The organism is Janthinobacterium sp. SUN211 (genome assembly GCF_030587315.1).
Classification (GTDB): Bacteria; Pseudomonadota; Gammaproteobacteria; order Burkholderiales; family Burkholderiaceae_D; genus Janthinobacterium; species Janthinobacterium kumbetense.
This window is the reverse complement of record NZ_JAPWIC010000005.1, coordinates 356,067-372,362: the sequence shown is the minus strand read 5'-3', so window position 1 is coordinate 372,362 and position 16,296 is coordinate 356,067. Positions and strand designations below refer to the sequence as shown.

The 16,296-nt window shown below is 65.4% G+C and carries 17 protein-coding genes; 12 read left to right on the top strand and 5 right to left on the bottom strand.

The window, feature by feature from the left end:
- Positions 1-56: 56 nt before the first annotated feature.
- Positions 57-974: an HDOD domain-containing protein gene (locus tag O3301_RS19075; protein ID WP_289911603.1), complete on the bottom strand. Its 918-nt coding sequence runs from the start codon at positions 972-974 to the stop codon at positions 57-59.
- 34 nt (positions 975-1,008) lie between these two features.
- Between O3301_RS19075 and O3301_RS19070 the strand changes: the two genes are divergently transcribed.
- From O3301_RS19070 to fghA, 9 genes are all read left to right on the top strand, one after another.
- On the top strand, positions 1,009-1,209 hold the full coding sequence (locus tag O3301_RS19070) for a hypothetical protein (RefSeq protein WP_305057167.1): 201 nt from the start codon (positions 1,009-1,011) through the stop codon (positions 1,207-1,209).
- 3 nt (positions 1,210-1,212) lie between these two features.
- Positions 1,213-1,797 carry a DinB family protein gene (locus O3301_RS19065; RefSeq protein WP_289905528.1) on the top strand — a complete coding sequence of 195 codons (585 nt, stop codon included), beginning with the start codon at positions 1,213-1,215 and terminating at the stop codon, positions 1,795-1,797.
- A 123-nt stretch (positions 1,798-1,920) separates the two neighbouring features.
- Positions 1,921-2,460 carry a GNAT family N-acetyltransferase gene (locus tag O3301_RS19060; protein ID WP_305057166.1) on the top strand — a complete coding sequence of 180 codons (540 nt, stop codon included), beginning with the start codon at positions 1,921-1,923 and terminating at the stop codon, positions 2,458-2,460.
- Positions 2,461-2,539: 79 nt separating this feature from the next.
- A complete protein-coding gene (locus O3301_RS19055; protein ID WP_369812209.1) occupies positions 2,540-4,168 on the top strand; it encodes an oleate hydratase in 1,629 nt (542 codons plus the stop codon).
- 126 nt (positions 4,169-4,294) lie between these two features.
- Positions 4,295-4,546: a hypothetical protein gene (locus O3301_RS19050; RefSeq protein WP_289905532.1), complete on the top strand. Its 252-nt coding sequence runs from the start codon at positions 4,295-4,297 to the stop codon at positions 4,544-4,546.
- The gene (locus tag O3301_RS19045; RefSeq protein ID WP_251351185.1) at positions 4,543-4,788 is read left to right on the top strand and encodes a hypothetical protein; all 246 of its coding nucleotides are present in this window, start codon (positions 4,543-4,545) and stop codon (positions 4,786-4,788) included. Before O3301_RS19050 ends, O3301_RS19045 begins: the two co-directional genes overlap by 4 nt.
- Positions 4,789-4,944: 156 nt before the next feature.
- The gene (lepB, locus tag O3301_RS19040) at positions 4,945-5,616 is read left to right on the top strand and encodes a signal peptidase I (RefSeq protein WP_305057164.1); all 672 of its coding nucleotides are present in this window, start codon (positions 4,945-4,947) and stop codon (positions 5,614-5,616) included.
- Positions 5,617-5,664: 48 nt separating this feature from the next.
- Complete coding sequence (locus tag O3301_RS19035; RefSeq protein WP_305057163.1) at positions 5,665-6,528, top strand: NAD-dependent protein deacetylase; 864 nt, start codon at positions 5,665-5,667, stop codon at positions 6,526-6,528.
- Positions 6,529-6,584: 56 nt separating this feature from the next.
- Positions 6,585-7,451 carry an S-formylglutathione hydrolase gene (gene fghA / locus O3301_RS19030; protein ID WP_305057162.1) on the top strand — a complete coding sequence of 289 codons (867 nt, stop codon included), beginning with the start codon at positions 6,585-6,587 and terminating at the stop codon, positions 7,449-7,451.
- A gap of 9 nt (positions 7,452-7,460) precedes the next feature.
- Here the strand turns inward: fghA and O3301_RS19025 are convergent, their stop codons facing one another.
- The 4 genes from O3301_RS19025 to O3301_RS19010 all read right to left on the bottom strand — a co-directional run bounded on the left by O3301_RS19025 (position 7,461) and on the right by O3301_RS19010 (position 12,397).
- Complete coding sequence (locus O3301_RS19025; RefSeq protein ID WP_077402643.1) at positions 7,461-8,126, bottom strand: dienelactone hydrolase family protein; 666 nt, start codon at positions 8,124-8,126, stop codon at positions 7,461-7,463.
- Between the two features lie 177 nt (positions 8,127-8,303).
- Entirely contained in the window at positions 8,304-10,622 is a 2,319-nt protein-coding gene (locus O3301_RS19020; protein WP_305057161.1) for a xanthine dehydrogenase family protein molybdopterin-binding subunit, read from the bottom strand.
- Positions 10,615-11,082 (bottom strand): (2Fe-2S)-binding protein, encoded by a 468-nt coding sequence (locus O3301_RS19015; protein WP_305057160.1) that lies wholly within the window; start codon positions 11,080-11,082, stop codon positions 10,615-10,617. The genes O3301_RS19020 and O3301_RS19015 overlap by 8 nt, the downstream gene beginning before the upstream one ends.
- Before the next feature lie 16 nt (positions 11,083-11,098).
- Positions 11,099-12,397 (bottom strand): cytochrome c, encoded by a 1,299-nt coding sequence (locus O3301_RS19010; RefSeq protein ID WP_305057159.1) that lies wholly within the window; start codon positions 12,395-12,397, stop codon positions 11,099-11,101.
- Between the two features lie 194 nt (positions 12,398-12,591).
- On the opposite strand from O3301_RS19010, the gene O3301_RS19005 reads away from it, so the two are divergent.
- From O3301_RS19005 to O3301_RS18995, 3 genes are all read left to right on the top strand, one after another.
- Positions 12,592-14,244 carry a Na+/H+ antiporter gene (locus O3301_RS19005; protein ID WP_289911619.1) on the top strand — a complete coding sequence of 551 codons (1,653 nt, stop codon included), beginning with the start codon at positions 12,592-12,594 and terminating at the stop codon, positions 14,242-14,244.
- 195 nt (positions 14,245-14,439) lie between these two features.
- On the top strand, positions 14,440-15,021 hold the full coding sequence (locus O3301_RS19000) for a YfiR family protein (RefSeq protein WP_257218658.1): 582 nt from the start codon (positions 14,440-14,442) through the stop codon (positions 15,019-15,021).
- 8 nt (positions 15,022-15,029) lie between these two features.
- The gene (locus tag O3301_RS18995) at positions 15,030-16,289 is read left to right on the top strand and encodes a diguanylate cyclase domain-containing protein (RefSeq protein WP_305057158.1); all 1,260 of its coding nucleotides are present in this window, start codon (positions 15,030-15,032) and stop codon (positions 16,287-16,289) included.
- Positions 16,290-16,296: the final 7 nt, after the last annotated feature.

The following is a 16,296-nucleotide window of genomic DNA, read 5'->3' as shown; positions in this document are numbered from 1 at the left end:
CCTGGCCGCAAGAATCTGCCACAGGGCCGGGGCGCAGTTCGACCGGCCTGCGGCCGTCACTCGTCGTCCTCGTCCTCGTCATCGGCCAGCTTGTCAAACACCTGCAGCTCGGCCTTGCTCAATCCCGTCATCACGAAGGGATCATCGGCAGGAAAACGGCCAGTATCGACCAGCATGCGCAGCTTGCTCAAGCGATCGCCCAGCGCCAGCGCTTGCGCCTGCGGATCGGCGTGGTCATCGGCGCCGGCCTGCCCGATCGCGCGGGTCACGGACTCGGGAAACTCCCATAACTCGGCGATCCGTACCGACAAGAGGCGCGCTTGCGCAAACACCTGGGCAATGAAGGCGTCCGATTGCGGGAAGGCATCGGGCGCGTGCATCTGGTCGATCAGGCGGAACGCCACCACCAGGCCCACATTGGCCATCAGCCCCGCCAGATAGGCGTCGAAGGCGTTGGCCTGCATTGCGGGCGCGACCAGGTTGGCCGCCAGCGCACATTTCTCGGACTGGCGCCAGATCAGCGGCGCCGTGCGTATGGTCAACCCGCCGCTTTGCATGCTGACGATGGGGCGGAAGGCGACGCGGGCGAGCAGCATGCGCATGCCGTTTTGCCCGAGCAGCATGATGGCGCCTTCCATATTGTTGATCGACGGACTGGCGTTGTAGCGCGAATGGTAGCGGGGCCGGTTCGCTTCGCGGTAGACCTCGGCGACCAGCGGCACGTCCTGGGCCAACTGGCGCGACAGCTCGGCCGCGCTCATGTTTTCGTTTTGCAAGGTACGCATCAACTGCGGAATGATGGCCGGAATGCGCGGCACCAGCGCAGCGCCAGCGATCGGTTCACTGGCTAGGCGCGTCAATTCGTCCAGAATCTGCTGTTCGGCCTGCGCTGTCGCCTGCGCCGAACCCGCGGCCGCCAGCCAGCGGTAGTAGATGGCATCGATTTCGGTGATGGTCGCTGGCTGCCGTGTCATCTCGGGCGCCGCCGCTGCCGTGACTGGCGCAAGCTTGCTTTTTTCGCCGCCATTCAGTAATTTTCCTATCCAACCCATTTTGCTTTTCCAGCCCTATATGCATCACTATCGCGACATCCGCTGCGCGATTTTACTTGATGACAGCCGTGCCGGTGCGGCGGGCGTGGCCGCCTTGGTCCACCTGCCGCAAAGTGCTACAGTGGCGCTCTCGCAGTTCCCCCTCTTTGCAAGGTAAATCATGAGCAATATGCTGGCCCGCTACGTCACCACCCAGGCGTACAACAACGCCTGGAGCAACCACCGCCTGCTGAAAGCCTGCGGCGAGCTAAATCTGGCCGAATTCCAGGCGACGCGCGTCAGTTTTTTCCCCACCATCCAGTTCACCCTGAACCACATCCTCACATGCGACTGGTTTTATCTCGACGCGCTGGAGCGCGAGCTGCGCGGCGAGGCGCCGCATGCCGACTGCTATGCCTTCTTTGAACAGGACGAGCCTTTTACCGACTGCGCCACGCTGCAGGCGGCCCAGCATGCATCCGACGCGCGCCTGATCGCCCACTGCCGCAGCCTGTGCGATGCCGACCTGGCGCGGCCCGTGACGATCCTGCGCGACACGCCGCAAGTGGACACGCGCCAGCGCATGCTCGCGCACTTGTTCCAGCACCAGATCCACCACCGGGGGCAAGTACACGCCATGCTGGCCGGCACGCGCATCGCGCCGCCCCAGCTCGACGAATTCTATTGCGCCGGCGAAGCTGGCGAGCGGGCGCAGGATTTTGCGGAACTGGGGTGGACGGAAGACGACGTCTGGGGACTGCGTTGACGCCTTCCTCGCTCAGGCTGCAATGCCGTGGCAAGCGGCGGGGCAATGGGACCGTGTGGCAGATGATGTGCGGCGAAATGCGCCAGCTGCTTATAATGACGCATCGCATTTCGACCAGATCCCATGCCAGACCTCGACCGCCTTCAGTTGTTCCCGCCCTCCAGCGCCGACCTTCCCGCTTTGCTGGCCTTCGAACTGGAAAACCGCGCGTATTTTGAAAACTGGGTCACGGCGCGCGCGCCGTCCTATTACCACCAGGAAGCCATCGCCGCCGCCATCGAGCAGGCGCAGCGCGAACGCCAGCAAGACCTCGCTTACCAGTATCTGGCCAAGCTGGACGGGCAAATCATCGGCCGGGTCAACCTGACGGCCGTCACGCGCCCCTATTTCAACAAGGCAACGCTCGGCTACCGCATCGGCGAACGGTTCGGCGGACGCGGCTACGCCACGCGCGTGGTGGCCCTGCTGCTGGAAGAGGCTTTCGGCACACTGGAACTGTGGCGCCTGGAAGCAACGGCGCGGCCGCAAAACCTGGGCTCGGTCGCCGTCATGCAGCGCAACGGCTTTCACCAGTATGGCCGCTCGGAAAAAGCCATGCGCTTCCAGGATGCCTGGTCGGACTTGCTGTACTTTGAACGGCGCAAGGAACACGCGGGCGCCTGAAAAACCGAGCAACTGCTCCCTAAAGCAGGCACCCCTTACCTGATGTTGTAAAATAGGCAAATATGGCGCGGCGTCGGCCATGTCGCTTGCCAGCCTTTCGCGCACGCGGATGCACTCACACTCAGGGAACAACATGCGCAATACAGACAAAAAAGCCTACCTCATCGGCGGCGGCATCGGCTCGCTGGCCGCGGCCGCCTTCATGATACGCGACGGCGGCATGCAAGGCAGCAACATCACCATTTTCGAAGCGTCGCCCGTGACCGGTGGCAGCCTCGACGGCGGCGGCAATGCCGACGATGGCTATACCCTGCGCGGCGGGCGCATGCTGACCACCGACAATTACGAGTGCACCTGGGACTTGTTCAAGAGCATCCCCTCGCTCGAGCATGCGGGCCAGAGCGTCTACGACGAAACCGTCGCCTTCAACGAACGGCACCTTCCCCACTCGCGCGCGCGGCTGGTCGACCGCAACCGTTTCAAGGTCGACGTCAGCAGCATGGGCTTTTCCATGCAGGACAGGCTGGAACTGCTGAAGCTGACGGAAGCGGACGAAGACACGCTGGGCAGCAGCGCCATCACGGACTGGCTCTCGTCTGCATTCTTCGACACCCGGTTCTGGACCATGTGGGCCACCACGTTCGCCTTCCAGCCCTGGCACAGCGCCGTCGAGTTCAAGCGCTACCTGCACCGCTTCATGCTGGAGTTTTCGCGCATCGAAACCCTGGCCGGCGTCAAGCGCACCGTCTACAACCAGTACGATTCGCTGGTGCGCCCGCTGGTCGCCTGGCTGCAGGCGCAAGGCGTGAACCTCATCATGGATTGCACGGTGACCGATATCGAGGTGCAAGAATCCGATGGCCGCCTGAGCGCCACCGCCATTGCCTGCCAGCGCCGCGGCCTGGCAGACGTGGTCCCCGTCGCCGCGGGCGACCTGGTGTTTTTCCAGAATGCCTCGATGACGGATGCGTCCAGCTATGGCAGCATGCACCGCGCGCCCGCCAGGCGCACGAAGCACGACAGCCATGGCTGGCGCCTGTGGGAAAAGCTGGCCGAGGGACGCCCGCAACTGGGCCGTCCCGCCGCCTTCAACAGCAGCATCCCCGAATCGTACTGGGCCTCGTACACGGTCACCTTGAAGGACAGTGCCTTCTTTGACAGGATGGAGCGCTTCACGGGCAACAGCGCGGGCACGGGCGGCCTCGTCACATTCAAGGACAGCAACTGGCTCATGTCCATCGTGCTGGCGCACCAGCCCCATTTCGCCGGCCAGCCCGCAGGCGTGCAAGTATTCTGGGGCTACGCGCTGCACCCTGACCGCATCGGCAACTTCGTCGCCAAGCCCATGTCCGACTGCAGCGGCGAGGACATCCTGCGCGAGCTGTGCGGCCACCTGAACTTCGACCTCGACATCATGGCCACGGCGAACTGCATTCCCTGCCGCATGCCGTACATCACCAGCATGTTCATGCCCCGCGCGAAGAGCGACCGTCCCCTGCCCGTGCCGGCCAACTCCGTCAACCTGGCCTTCGTCAGCCAGTTCGTGGAAATCGCCGACGATGTCGTCTTCACCGTGGAATACTCGGTGCGTGCGGCGCAGACGGCCGTCTACCAGCTGCTGGGCGTGCAGCGCGCAGTGCCGGCCATCCACGCGCACGACAAGTCGCTGAAGGTCAAGCTGGACGCCGTCATCAAGGCGTTAAAATAGGCGAATTTTGCGGGCTCAAGGCCGTTTTCAGGCTATCGGCCGCGACTTTGTGGCAGCGCAAGGCGCCGTGATAATGGACTGATAACGTCAAGGTTCGGGAATCTTATCTATCTTGCAAAGTCCAACATGAAAGTGCGGCTACGCCTGTTCGAACATGTGCTGCTGGTGCTGGCATTGGCCGTCGTCATCTTTGCCGCCGCCATCGTGCTGGCACGCATGACGCAGTGGGCGGAAGCGCAGGAATTGCCCGTCTACCTCGTGCAGGGCATGCACCTGGTGGGCAAGGTGCTGTTTTTCCTGGATGGCTGCATCGTCATCGCCGTCAGCAGCATTCTGGCCGCCCGGCTGTTCCGCCTGCTCACCAAGGAGGATTTATGAACGACCTTCACTACCTGTTCACGCTCCGGCATCCGCGCCGCTTCTGGTGCAGCGCCATCGTCATTGCCGTGGCCTCGGCCATCCTGCTGGGTCCCTGGCTCGACAGCATTCCCTGGCTGGTGGCGATCCCCTTCGTGGCTGGCGGCTTGCTGGTGGCACTCGGCGAGCTGTGGGACGAGATGCACGGCAAGCGCCGGCGCAACGGCGACGACGACGCGCATGCGCCGTGCCGGCATCCCTGAGACAGGGTGATGCGTGCACGCAACAATGGTCACGCCATCGGCCGCGCCTGCATTGATTTAAGACTGGCTTCAGCCTCGCCGTGCATCGTGATATGGCGCCAGCAGCAATGGCGCTTCCCTTCACCCTCACGGGCACTGCCCAGCGAAAGAGCCGACATGAGCACATGGATGCGCGCCAACAAAGGTTTTTTGATGTTCCTCCTGCTGTTCGGCGTGTTCCGCACGGCCGTGGCGGACTGGAATCCCATCCCGTCGGCGTCGATGCGCCCCAACCTGCTAGAAGGCGACGTGGTCTTCGTCAACCGCCTCGCCTTCAACCTGAAATTGCCGCTCACCGATATCGTGCTGCAGCGCCTGGGCGAACCGCAGCGGGGCGACATCGTCACCTTTTCCTCGCCGAAAGACGGCACGCGCCTGATCAAGCGCATCATCGCCCTGCCCGGCGACACGGTGGAAATGCGCGATGAGCAGCTGGTCATCAATGGCCAGCCCGCCCAGTACACGGCGCTCGATACGGCCCCTGAAACCATCGCCCACGTGGGCCAGCTGACGGCGCAACGCATCCGCGAACGCAACCAGACCGAGCAGCACCGCATCCAGGTCTTGCCGCAAATCGCGGGCGCGGCGCGCAGCTTTGCCCCCGTGACGGTGCCAACCGACCATTTCCTCATGCTGGGCGATAACCGCGACAACAGCGCCGATTCGCGCTACTTCGGCTTCGTGCCGCGCGCGTTGCTGATCGGCAAGGCCGAGCGCATCCTCGTGTCGGCCAATATCCAGGAGCATTGGCAGCCGCGGCTGCAGCGCTTCGGCATGAAGCTGGAATAAACATCCCTCCTGCAACGGCGCCATGCTTTTCGGTTAGCATGGCACATCATGCAAAATTTTTCCTCAGCCAGCCTGCGGTCCGCCAGCGACGATCTTGCCCTCGATCAGCTGGCGCAGTTCCTGCGGCGCCATCCCGACGTGCTGCTGCTGACGGGCGCCGGTATCAGCACGGCGTCCGGCATACCCGATTACCGCGACACGGAAGGCGTGCGGCGCGGCAATGCGCCCGTGCAAGGCCCCGATTTTCGCCGCCAGGAAGCCGTGCGCCGCCGCTACTGGGCGCGCAGCATGGTGGGTTGGCCGACCCTGGCGCGCGCTACGCCGAATCCCGGCCACCTGGCCATCGCGCAACTGGCCCGGCGCGGGAGAATAGGCGGCCTGGTCACGCAAAACGTGGATGGACTGCATCAGCAAGCGGGCAGTACCGCCGTCACGGAATTGCACGGCAGCATACATGGCGTGGTCTGCCTCGATTGCCGGGCTACCCACACGCGCCGCCTGATCCAGGATCAGCTCGAACACGACAATCCGCAGCTGCTGGGCGCCACGGCCACGCCGGCGCCTGACGGCGACGCCTTGCTGGAGCCGTCGCAGCTGGCCACCTTCCACCTGCCCGTCTGCCCCCGCTGCGGCGGCACCCTGCAGCCGGACGTGGTGTTTTTCGGCGATGGCGTACCCGCCGCCTGCGCGGCCGAAGCCGAGCGCAAAATGATGGAAGCTGGCGCCCTGCTGGTGGTGGGCTCGTCCGTCATGGTGTATTCCAGCTTTCGCCTGTGCCGCATGGCGGCCGAAACGGGCAAGCCCGTGGCCGCCATCAACCTGGGCAAGACGCGCGCCGACCATTTGCTGGCCTTCAAGACGGAAGCGCCGGCACAGGACATCTTGCCTGCATTAACGGCCATGCTGGACTGATCCCGCCTCTGCGGTGCGTTACTCTCGCTATACTGTGAGATTAACGAGGAGAATTCATGCTGGAACTGTTGAGTGAACACGCCTGTTTTGGCGGAGTACAACGCTTTTATCGCCACGACGCGCAAGCCATCGGCTTGCCCATGCGTTTCTCGGCCTTCATTCCCGACATGGCGCCAGGCGCCGCAGTCAGCACCAAGCGCCCCGCCCTGTTTTACCTGGCGGGTCTGACTTGCACGGAAGAAACGTTCATGATCAAGGGCGGCGCGCAGCGCGTGGCCGCGGAAGAAGGCTTGATCCTGATCGCCCCCGACACCAGCCCCCGTGGCGCGAACATCGCGGGCGAGAGCGAATCCTGGGATTTCGGCGTGGGCGCCGGCTTTTACGTGGACGCCACCGAGGCGCCGTGGAGCAGCCACTACCGCATGTACAGCTACATCCTGGAATTGCGCGCCTTGCTGGAGCAGGAACTGGCGATCGATGCGCAACGCACGGGCATTTTCGGCCACTCGATGGGCGGCCACGGCGCACTGGTGCTGGCCTTGCGCAACCCGGCACTGTTCCGCTCCGTTTCCGCCTTCGCCCCCATCGCCGCACCGAGCCAATGTCCGTGGGGCAAAAAAGCGTTCACGGGCTACCTGGGCAGCGACGAGGCCAGCTGGCAGCAATACGACGCCAGCGCGCTGATGCGCGGCCGGCAGGGCCAACCGCCGCTGTTCCCCGAAGGCATCTTGATCGACCAGGGCCTGGCCGACAAGTTCCTGCCCGAGCAACTGTTCCCCGACGTCTTCGAAGCGGCATGCCGCGACGCTGGCCAGCCCCTGCAGCTGCGCCGCCATGCCGGCTACGACCATGGCTATTACTTCATCGCCAGCTTCATGGAAGAGCACGTGCGCTTCCATGCGAAGAGCTTGCGCGCCGCCTGAGCTGCTGCGCTACTGCGCCGTGCTGGTATGCCCGTTGAAATGGCGCGTGTACCAGTCCGTCGCCAGCAAGGCGGCCTGGTGGCGCGTGTCGGGGCCGCCAGGGGCGGCGATCTGTTCCAGTTGTTTGTCGCAGCGCAAGGTGGCGAACGCCATGCGGTTCAGGCCGGCCACGTCGGGGTCGCGCCCGCCCACGATCAGCAGGGACGGCACGCGCACGTTTTCCAGCGCCGCCTTGCCGGCCATTTCCACCTGGCCATCGCACACGGCCAGCGCGGCGATTTCCGCGCTGCGCCAGGCCGCCAGCTGCATCACGACGGCCGCGCTGGTGCCATAGCCATACAGGCCGCAGGGCAAGCGCCGCGTGGACGGGTCGAGCTGCAGCCAGCCCAGGGCTTTTTCCAGCTGGCGCGCCAGCAGCACGATATCGCTGCGCACGAAATACGCGTGGCCATTGCTGCCGCCGCCAGGCTCGACGCCGCCCTGGTCGAAGCGCAGGGTGGCGATGCCCGCCCGCAAAAAATCCTGGGAAGTGGCGTGGCTGGAAGCGCCCAGATAGTCGCTGTCGGCGCCTGCGCCGTGGGCAAACAGGACGATGCCCACCGGCCGTTCGGGCATTTCAAGCACGCCATCCATTTGAAGTTCATCGGCCGTAATGCTGACAAATTGTTCTTGCATGGTTGCCTCCGCAATCGAGCTGGGATCAAGCTAAAGCTGAAGTCAAGCTGTACGCTGATTTTACGCTGATCTTGCCGGGCCGGGGACAGCCTGCGTGCCCCGGGCGGCCAACTTCAGTGTAGCAGCCCGCGGCCATTCCTGCGCAGCCGTTCGCGCATCGTCATCGGCAAGGCAGGACTATACGGCGCCGTGCCGGTCCAGCCCCTTCAGCACGGCTTCCGGGCGGATTGGCAAATGCCGCACGCGCGACGCCACGGCGGCGAAGATGGCGTTGCCGATGGCCGGCGCCACGGCCGTCGTGGGCGGTTCGCCCATGCCCGTCGCCGTGTGCGTGCTGGCAACGAATTCGATGTCGAGTTCGGGCACGTCGGCCATGCGCAGGGGCGTGTAGGTATTCAGGTTGGTATCCTTCACTTCGCCGTTCAGGAAAGCCGTGCCTTCATGCAAGGCCATGCTCACGCCCCACAGGGCGCCCCCTTCCGCCTGCGCCAGCGCGCCATCGGGGTCGACGATGCTGCCCGCATCGATCACCATGAACAATTTTTCGACTTTCACCATGCAAGTGCTGCGGTCTACCTTGACCCGGGCGACGCACGCCGTCCAGGTGGGCATGTCGCGTTCCTGGCCGAACGTAGCGGCGATGCCCAGGCCCGTGTCGGGCGGCATGGCCTTGCCCCAGCCCGCCTTGTCCGCCACGCGCTGCAGCACGTGGGCCAGGCGCGCGGCGCCGCCGACGGCGTTCGGCGCGCTGCCCCCATTGCGGCCCGACGCCTGCAGCAAGGACAGGCGGAACGCCAGCGGATCGACCTTGGCCGCCTGCGCCGCCTCGTCCATGAAACTTTCCACAGCCCAATTCGTCCAGCCGGGACCCACGGAGCGCAGCCAGCCGGGGCGGAAACTGCTGTTGGCCAGGTCGTTCGACACGGCCCGCACGCGCTGCGCGCCCACCGAATACCAATGGTCGGCGCCGGCGATGGCGAACGGATCGTACGGATGGCCCTGCTTATCCTTGGCCAGGAAGGCGGGAATCATCGCTTGCGTGGGCCAGCCGGCGCTGGCCTCGTGCACCATCGCCGACACCTTGCCCGCGTCGTCGAACGCCATGCGCACATGCTGCACGGACGGCGAACGGGGCGAATCGAAGCGGGCATCGTCGGCCCGCGTGCAGATCATCTTGACGGGGCGCCCCACGGCTTGCGCCGCCAGCGCGGCCGGCACGCAGTAATCGCCATTCAGGCGCCGCCCGAAGCCGCCGCCCAGCAGATAGGTATGCAGCATGACCTTGCTCTCCGGCACCTTCAGCGCTTGCGCCAGCACGGGCAGGATCAACGATTGCCACTGGTTGCCCGCATGAATGTGCCAGACGCCGTCGATTTCCTGCGCCAGGGCATTCACGGGTTCCAGCTGGAAATGCAGCACGGTGCTGGTCGTGTAGTGGCGCTCCAGTTGCAGGCTGGCATCCTTGAACGCTTGCTCCACGCCATCATCATCGACCACGCGGGCGCCCAGGCTGGCATCGGCCAGCTGCTTGGTTGCGTAGTTGAGGATATCCTGCTCCGCCACGTGGGCGGCCGCGCCGGCCCGCCACTTCACTTGCACCAGGTCGGCCGCGCGCATGGCGGCCGCATAGGTTTCGGCCACCACCATGACCCAGCCGGGCACCGTGCCGCTGGGGTCTTGCAAGGCGAACGAACGCAGGTAGCCCTTGACCTTTTTCGCGGCCGCATCATCGATGGACACCACTTTCGCGCCGTAGCGCGTGGGCGGGATCTTCGGGCGCGCATACAGCATGCCCTCGACGTGCGCATCGATGCCGTACACGGCCGCGCCATTGATTTTCGCGGGAATGTCGAGCGCCTGCACGTGCTGGCCGATCAGGCTGCGCTGCTGCGGCGTTTTCAGCACGATGGCTTTCAATTGTTCCGGCGTGTACTGGCGCGCCAGCTTGCCACGGTGCACGATGTCGCCATAGCTGATCGACCGCCCCCGGCCATGCACGACGCCCAGCCTGGCGTGGCAGGCGGACACGGGCACACGCAGCAGGCGCGCGCCCTCCTCGACCAGCGCCAGGCGCCCGGCCGCGCCGGCACGGCTGAGCGGGTCGAAATTCTGCCAGACGGACCAGCTGCCGCCCGTCACCATCAAGCCCCATTTCGGATCCGTGTCCACATAATGCAGGCGTACCTTGCTCCAGTCCGCTTCCAGCTCTTCGGCGACGATGCGCGCCAGGGCCGTACCGATATGCTGGCCCATTTCCGCCTTGGCGATATTGACGGTGATCATGCCATCGCGGCCGATCTGGAACCAGATGCTGGGGTCGAACGCGGGCGCGGCCGGCTTGGCGGGCGGCACGCGTGCCACCTTGCTGTCGGCCAGGGAACTGTCGGCGCGCAGGAAGGCCAAAGTAAACCCCGTGCCGGCGGCGGCGATCAGGAAACCGCGCCGACCCAACGAGCTGGGACGGGCAGCAGAATTTTCTTTCGGCAACTTAAACACCGGGCGCCTCCTGCATGCCGGCCGCCAGCTTGATCGCCTTGCGGATACGCACATACGCCATGCAGCGACACAGGTTGCCGCTCATGACGGCATCGATATTCGCATCCGTCGGTTGCGGATAATCTTTCAACAAGGTGGCCGCCTGCATGATCTGGCCCGACTGGCAATAGCCGCACTGGGGCGCCTGCGTGGCCAGCCAGGCCCGCTGCAAAGGATGCGTGCCATCGGGCGAGAGGCCTTCGATGGTGGTGATGGCGCAGCCGGCCACGGCGGCAATCGGCGTGATGCACGAGCGCATGGCGCGGCCATCCACGTGCACGGTGCAGGCGCCGCACATGCCGATGCCGCAGCCAAACTTCGTGCCCTTCAAGTTGACTTCATCGCGCAGCACCCACAGCAGGGGCGTTTCGGCGTCGGTCTCGGTGCCGAAGGGCTGGCCATTGATGGTAATGTTATACATAAGAAACTTTCAAGAGTTACTTGCCGGCGCGCGTGCGCGCCACGGCCGCTTCCAGGTTCGTCCAGGCCGGCTGGTGGCTGCGGCTGCGGCGCAGATAGGCGGCCAGCTGGGCCACGTCATTGTCCGTCAGCGAGGCGGCAAAGCCGGGCATCAGCACGCCGGGCATGGCCGCATCCTTGCTGATGCCGTGCAATATCACCTGGATCAGGTTGGCGGGATCGGGCGCGCTGACGGCGCTGTTCAGGCTCAGTTCCGGGCGCAGGGCCACGGGCCGGCCATCGCTGTTCGAGTGGCACGACGCGCAGGCGGCCACGTACAGGCTGGCGCCACGGTCGTTGTCGACCAGGCTGACCCTCTGCGAGCGGGCGATGCCGGCCTTGACCACGCCATCCGTATCGACCTGGCGTTGTTCAGCGCCGGCCACGCCGGCAAAATATACGGACAGCGCGCGGATATCGCTATCGGGCGAGGCGCCCATGCCTTCGTGCACGACGGCCGACATGGGCCCTGCCGCCACGCCGTGCAGGGCCGTCGCGCCCGTGCGCAGGAAGGCGTACAGCTCGTCCTGCGTCCATGGCAAGGGGGCAGTGTTGGCGCTGGTCAAGGCCGGCGCATACCAGTGGTCGATGGCCGCGCCCAGGTAGGACGAACCGGCCAGCTCGGCGCCCAGCGCATTGCGCGGCGTGTGGCAGGCGGCGCAATGGGCCAGGCCTTCGGCCAGGTAACGGCCCCGGTTCCAGTCCAGGCCTTGCGCAGGATCAAGCTGGAATGTCGCTGGCTTGAAAAACAACAACTTCCATCCCGCCTGTAGCGGCCGCAAGTTCAGGGGAAACGGCACGCTGTTGGCGGGCGCCGCCGCATACACGGGCGGGCGCGTCATGAAATACGCGTACAGGGCCGTCAAGTCCGTATCCGAGACGAGGTTGAAATGCGTGTACGGAAAGACGGGATACAAATGGGCGCCATCGCGGCCCACGCCTTCGCGCATGGCCCGCTGGAAGGCGGCCAGCGACCAGCGGCCGATGCCCGTTTGCCGGTCGGGCGTGATATTCGTCGCATAGATCGTGCCGAACGGCGTGGCCAGGCCGTGGCCGCCCGCGTAATCGGCGCCGTCCCTGGCCGTATGGCAGGCGGCGCAATTGCCCATGCCCGCCAGGATGCGGCCCCGCTCCACCACTTGCGGGGAAAATGCCGTGGCGGCAGGCGGATCGATGGGCGCCAGCGCGGGGCGCCAGTAATACAGATACGCGGCCAGGGCCGCCACGATGAGCAATGCCAGCGACAACAGCAGGCCGGTGAAGATTTTCTTGAGCAAAACAGGAACCAGTGAAAAGTAAAGGCCAGGGTGTAAGCAAGGCGCACGGGCCGCCGGCCAACGGCGGCGGCAACAGGGCCACGGTGACAATCTTACCGCGATTGTGACTTGTTGTATGTACGCAATGACACGCAGGCAACGCCGCAGGCGGGCTGCGCCTTATAATCAGCGTTTCAGCACGCCGCCGCTCCTTCATGCATACCGTTACCATCATCCTCATCCTCGTCCTGACCGTCGTCCTGTGCGGCTTTCTCGCCCGCTCGCGCTGGGTCAAGCTGCCGCTGCCCCTGATCCAGATCGCCGGCGGCACGGGTTTGGCCTTGTTTGGCGTGCAAGTGCCGCTCGATCCCGACATTTTCTTCCTGCTCTTCATCCCGCCGCTGCTGTTTCTCGACGGCTGGCGCATCCCCAAGGGCGCCTTCTTTTCCGACGCGCGCTCGATCCTGATGCTGGCCATCGGCCTGGTGCTGTTTACCGTGCTGGGCATGGGCTTTTTCATCGACTGGCTGATCCCCAGCGTGCCGCTGGCCGTCGCCTTCGCGCTGGGCGCCATCCTGTCGCCGACGGATCCCGTGGCCGTCTCGGCGATCGCCGCCGGCAACCCGATCCCGCCGCGCCTGATGCACATCCTCGAAGGCGAATCGCTGCTGAACGACGCTTCGGGCCTGGTCTGCTTCACGTTTGCCGTGGGCGCCATGATGACGGGCGGCTTTTCCATCGGCGCCGCTTCGCTGAGTTTCCTGCAGGAAGCGGGCGGCGGTATCGTCATCGGCCTGGCCATCTCGTGGGGCGTGGGCCTGGCGAATAAATGGCTGGTGAGCAAGGTGGGCGAAGAGCCGGGCCTGCAAATCCTCATCAGCATCCTGATTCCGTTCGCCGCCTACCTGGGCGCCGAGCAAATCCACGGTTCCGGCATCCTGGCCGCCGCCACGGCGGGCGTGTCCATGCATTACGCCGACCTGATCGGCCGCCCGCTGGCCGCCACGCGCACCCAGCGCAAGGCCGTGTGGGATACCGTGCAACTGGTCTTGAACGGCGTGATCTTCGTCATGCTGGGCGCGCAACTGCCCGCCACCGTGGCCGGCTTGCCGGCCGCCTCCGCCGAAATCGGCGCCGGCAGCGCCTGGAAGCTGCCCCTGTTCGTCATCGCCATCACGGTGGGGCTGACCTTCATGCGTTTCCTCTGGGTCTTCATTTCCATGAAACTGACCCTGTTCAAGCACCACAAGAAAATCGCGGGCGAACCGAAGGACGCGGCGCTGCTGGCGCGCCCCAGCCTGCGCCTGCTGCTGGTGGCGTCGTTCGCGGGCGTGCGCGGCGCGCTGACCCTGGCCGGCATCCTGACCCTGCCCCTGTTCTTGCCCGATGGCAATCGTTTCCCGGCGCGCGACCTCGTCATCTTCCTGGCCATGGGCGTGATCCTGCTGTCGCTGCTGCTGGCCAGCGTCACCCTGCCCCTGCTGACCAAGGGCCTGGTGTTCGCGCCGCCCGCGCGCCGTTCGACGGAAGAGCGCAATGCCCGCGCCGCAGCCGCCGAAGCGGCCATCGCGCGGCTGGAAAAAGTGTGCGAAGGCATCGACAAGAATGACAAGCAGCAAGTCGTCACGGAAGCGGCCAACCGCCTGATCGAAGCCTACCGGCGCCGCCTCGCGTATGGCGAAAGCAGCAACGACGAGGCGATGCGCTTGCAGGAACTGGCCAAGGCCGAGCGCGCGCTGCGCCTGGAAGGGCTGAATGCGGAGCGCGATGAACTGTTCCGCCGCCGCATTTCGGGCGAACTGGACGACACCATCCATTTGCGCCTGCTGCGCGAAATCGACTTGCTGGAAGCGACACTGGAAGAATAGCAACACTCTGGCGTGCCACGGCAGTGTTGACAAGTAATTCTCATGGTAAAGAATGCAAGTTTTCACATTCGTGTTTATAATGCAAGGTTGTATGGCGTAGCGCCGTGATTTACTTTCAACCGGGACTTCCGTAGAGTCTGTGTTGCTGAGTAACAATAGAAGTAGCCACCCGACCCGAATAAAGACACCGACGCCGTGCCCTCCTCCCCCCGCCACCGGCAGCGCTCCGCGCCGCCAGCCCTGTTCGCTGTCGTGCTGCTGGCTTCGCTGCTCGCCGGCACCGCGCTGGCGCCGTGCGCGGCATGGGCGCAAGCGGGCGCGGCGGCCGACGCCAGGCGTCCCGCCGAGGTGGCCCAGGTCCTGTTTGGCATCGTCAGCTATGTGCGCTGGCCCGTGGCGCGCCAGGAAGTGCGCGTCTGCATGGTCGGTGCGCCCCGCTACGGCGCGGCCATCGTCGACACGCCCGCCTCCAGCCTGGGCCAGCGCATCCGCGTGAAAATCCCGGCGGCGGCAAGCGCGGCCAGCGAATGCGACGTCGTCTACCTGGGCAGCTTGCCCGAGGGAGAGCGCGAGCACTTGCTGGCGCAGCTCATCGGCAAGCCGATTTTATCGGTCGCCGAACCCGGCACGTCCTGCACCGTGGGCACCATGTTCTGCCTGCGCCTGAACGAGGCGCAGATTGGCTTTGACGTCAACCTCGACGCCATCGCCCGCAGCGGCCTGCGCGTGCATCCGAACGCCTTGCAAATTGCACGTCGCAAGGGACCGCCGCCATGAGCGCCCGCATGAGCACCAAGCCTGCCCGCGCGCCCCGCCCCACGCTCGACAGCGTGCTGCGGCGCGCCCACCTGAGCGTGTCGCTGATCGCCGTGCTGGCGGCCGGCCTGACCCTGACGGCCGTGGCGCTGCTGGCCCTGCGCGTGTATTCGGACCAGAACCTGCGCCTGGTGGCCCGCTCGATGAGCTACACGGTGGAAGGGGCCGTCGTCTTTGGCGACTCCCAGGCCGCCAGGGAAGCGCTGGCCTTGATCGGCGTCAATGAAGATATTGACCAGGCGCAGGTGAGCGACACGGCCGGCAAGGTGCTGGCCCGCTGGGAACGTGGGCAACATGGCACGCGCTACTACATCGAACGCGCGCTGACGGGCTGGATGCTGCCCGATTCGCTGACTTTCCCCATCACGCGCAATGACCAGGCCATCGGCAACATCACCCTGGTGCCGCACAGCCGCAGCCTGCTGCCCTTCCTGCTCAGCGGCCTGGCCTGCCTGCTCGCTTGCCTGGTGCTCAGCCTGGCCGTCGCCGTGCGCCTGTCACGCCGCATGGAAACGGAAATCACGTCGCCCCTGCGCCACCTGGCGGAAACGGCCCACCGCGTGCGGCGCGACCGCTCGTTCGAACTGCGCGTGCCGCCAGCCAATATTGCCGAGTTGAACCAGATCAATGACGACTTCAACGCCCTGCTCGACGAACTGGAAGCATGGCAAAGCCATCTGCAAAAGGAAAACGCCTCGCTGTCGCACCGCGCCAACCACGACAGCCTGACGGGCCTGTCGAACCGCGCCTTCATGGAAGCGGAGCTGGAACGCGCCATCCTCGAAGCGCGGGTCGGCAATGGCAAGGTGGCCGTGCTGTTCCTCGACAGCGACCGCTTCAAATACATCAACGACACCTTCGGCCATGCCTCGGGCGACCGGGTGCTGGTGACGATCGCCGCGCGCATCAAGCAGCAATTGCGCGAGGGCGACCTGGTGGCGCGCCTGGGCGGCGACGAATTCGCCATCCTGCTCAAGCCGCTGCGCAACAGCAGCGACGCCATGCACATCGCCGACAACATCATCGCCGCCATGGCGCAAGCCATTGAACTGCCCACTGGCAACAGTATCGTCAGCTCGCTGACCATCGGCGTGGCCGTCTTCCCCGACCACGCCATCGACGCCGTCTCGCTGGTGGGCGCGGCGGATGAAGCCATGTACCGCGCCAAGCAGGCGCAGCGCGGCACGTGCCAGGTGGCGCGCCTGCCGCAACCCCATATTCACCCCTGAACCAAGG

What these genes read in the sequence shown, in the direction of transcription:
- lepB (WP_305057164.1), top strand. Translation starts at nt 4,945, where the DNA reads ATGAGCACATGGATGCGCGCCAACAAAGGTTTTTTGATGTTCCTCCTG.
- O3301_RS19060 (WP_305057166.1), top strand. Translation starts at nt 1,921, where the DNA reads ATGCCAGACCTCGACCGCCTTCAGTTGTTCCCGCCCTCCAGCGCCGAC.
- O3301_RS19050 (WP_289905532.1), top strand. Translation starts at nt 4,295, where the DNA reads ATGAAAGTGCGGCTACGCCTGTTCGAACATGTGCTGCTGGTGCTGGCA.
- O3301_RS19065 (WP_289905528.1), top strand. Translation starts at nt 1,213, where the DNA reads ATGAGCAATATGCTGGCCCGCTACGTCACCACCCAGGCGTACAACAAC.
- O3301_RS19005 (WP_289911619.1), top strand. Translation starts at nt 12,592, where the DNA reads ATGCATACCGTTACCATCATCCTCATCCTCGTCCTGACCGTCGTCCTG.
- fghA (WP_305057162.1), top strand. Translation starts at nt 6,585, where the DNA reads ATGCTGGAACTGTTGAGTGAACACGCCTGTTTTGGCGGAGTACAACGC.
- O3301_RS19015 (WP_305057160.1), bottom strand. Translation starts at nt 11,082, where the DNA reads ATGTATAACATTACCATCAATGGCCAGCCCTTCGGCACCGAGACCGAC.
- O3301_RS19045 (WP_251351185.1), top strand. Translation starts at nt 4,543, where the DNA reads ATGAACGACCTTCACTACCTGTTCACGCTCCGGCATCCGCGCCGCTTC.
- O3301_RS19055 (WP_369812209.1), top strand. Translation starts at nt 2,540, where the DNA reads ATGTCGCTTGCCAGCCTTTCGCGCACGCGGATGCACTCACACTCAGGG.
- O3301_RS19025 (WP_077402643.1), bottom strand. Translation starts at nt 8,126, where the DNA reads ATGCAAGAACAATTTGTCAGCATTACGGCCGATGAACTTCAAATGGAT.
- O3301_RS19035 (WP_305057163.1), top strand. Translation starts at nt 5,665, where the DNA reads ATGCAAAATTTTTCCTCAGCCAGCCTGCGGTCCGCCAGCGACGATCTT.
- O3301_RS18995 (WP_305057158.1), top strand. Translation starts at nt 15,030, where the DNA reads ATGAGCACCAAGCCTGCCCGCGCGCCCCGCCCCACGCTCGACAGCGTG.
- O3301_RS19075 (WP_289911603.1), bottom strand. Translation starts at nt 974, where the DNA reads ATGACACGGCAGCCAGCGACCATCACCGAAATCGATGCCATCTACTAC.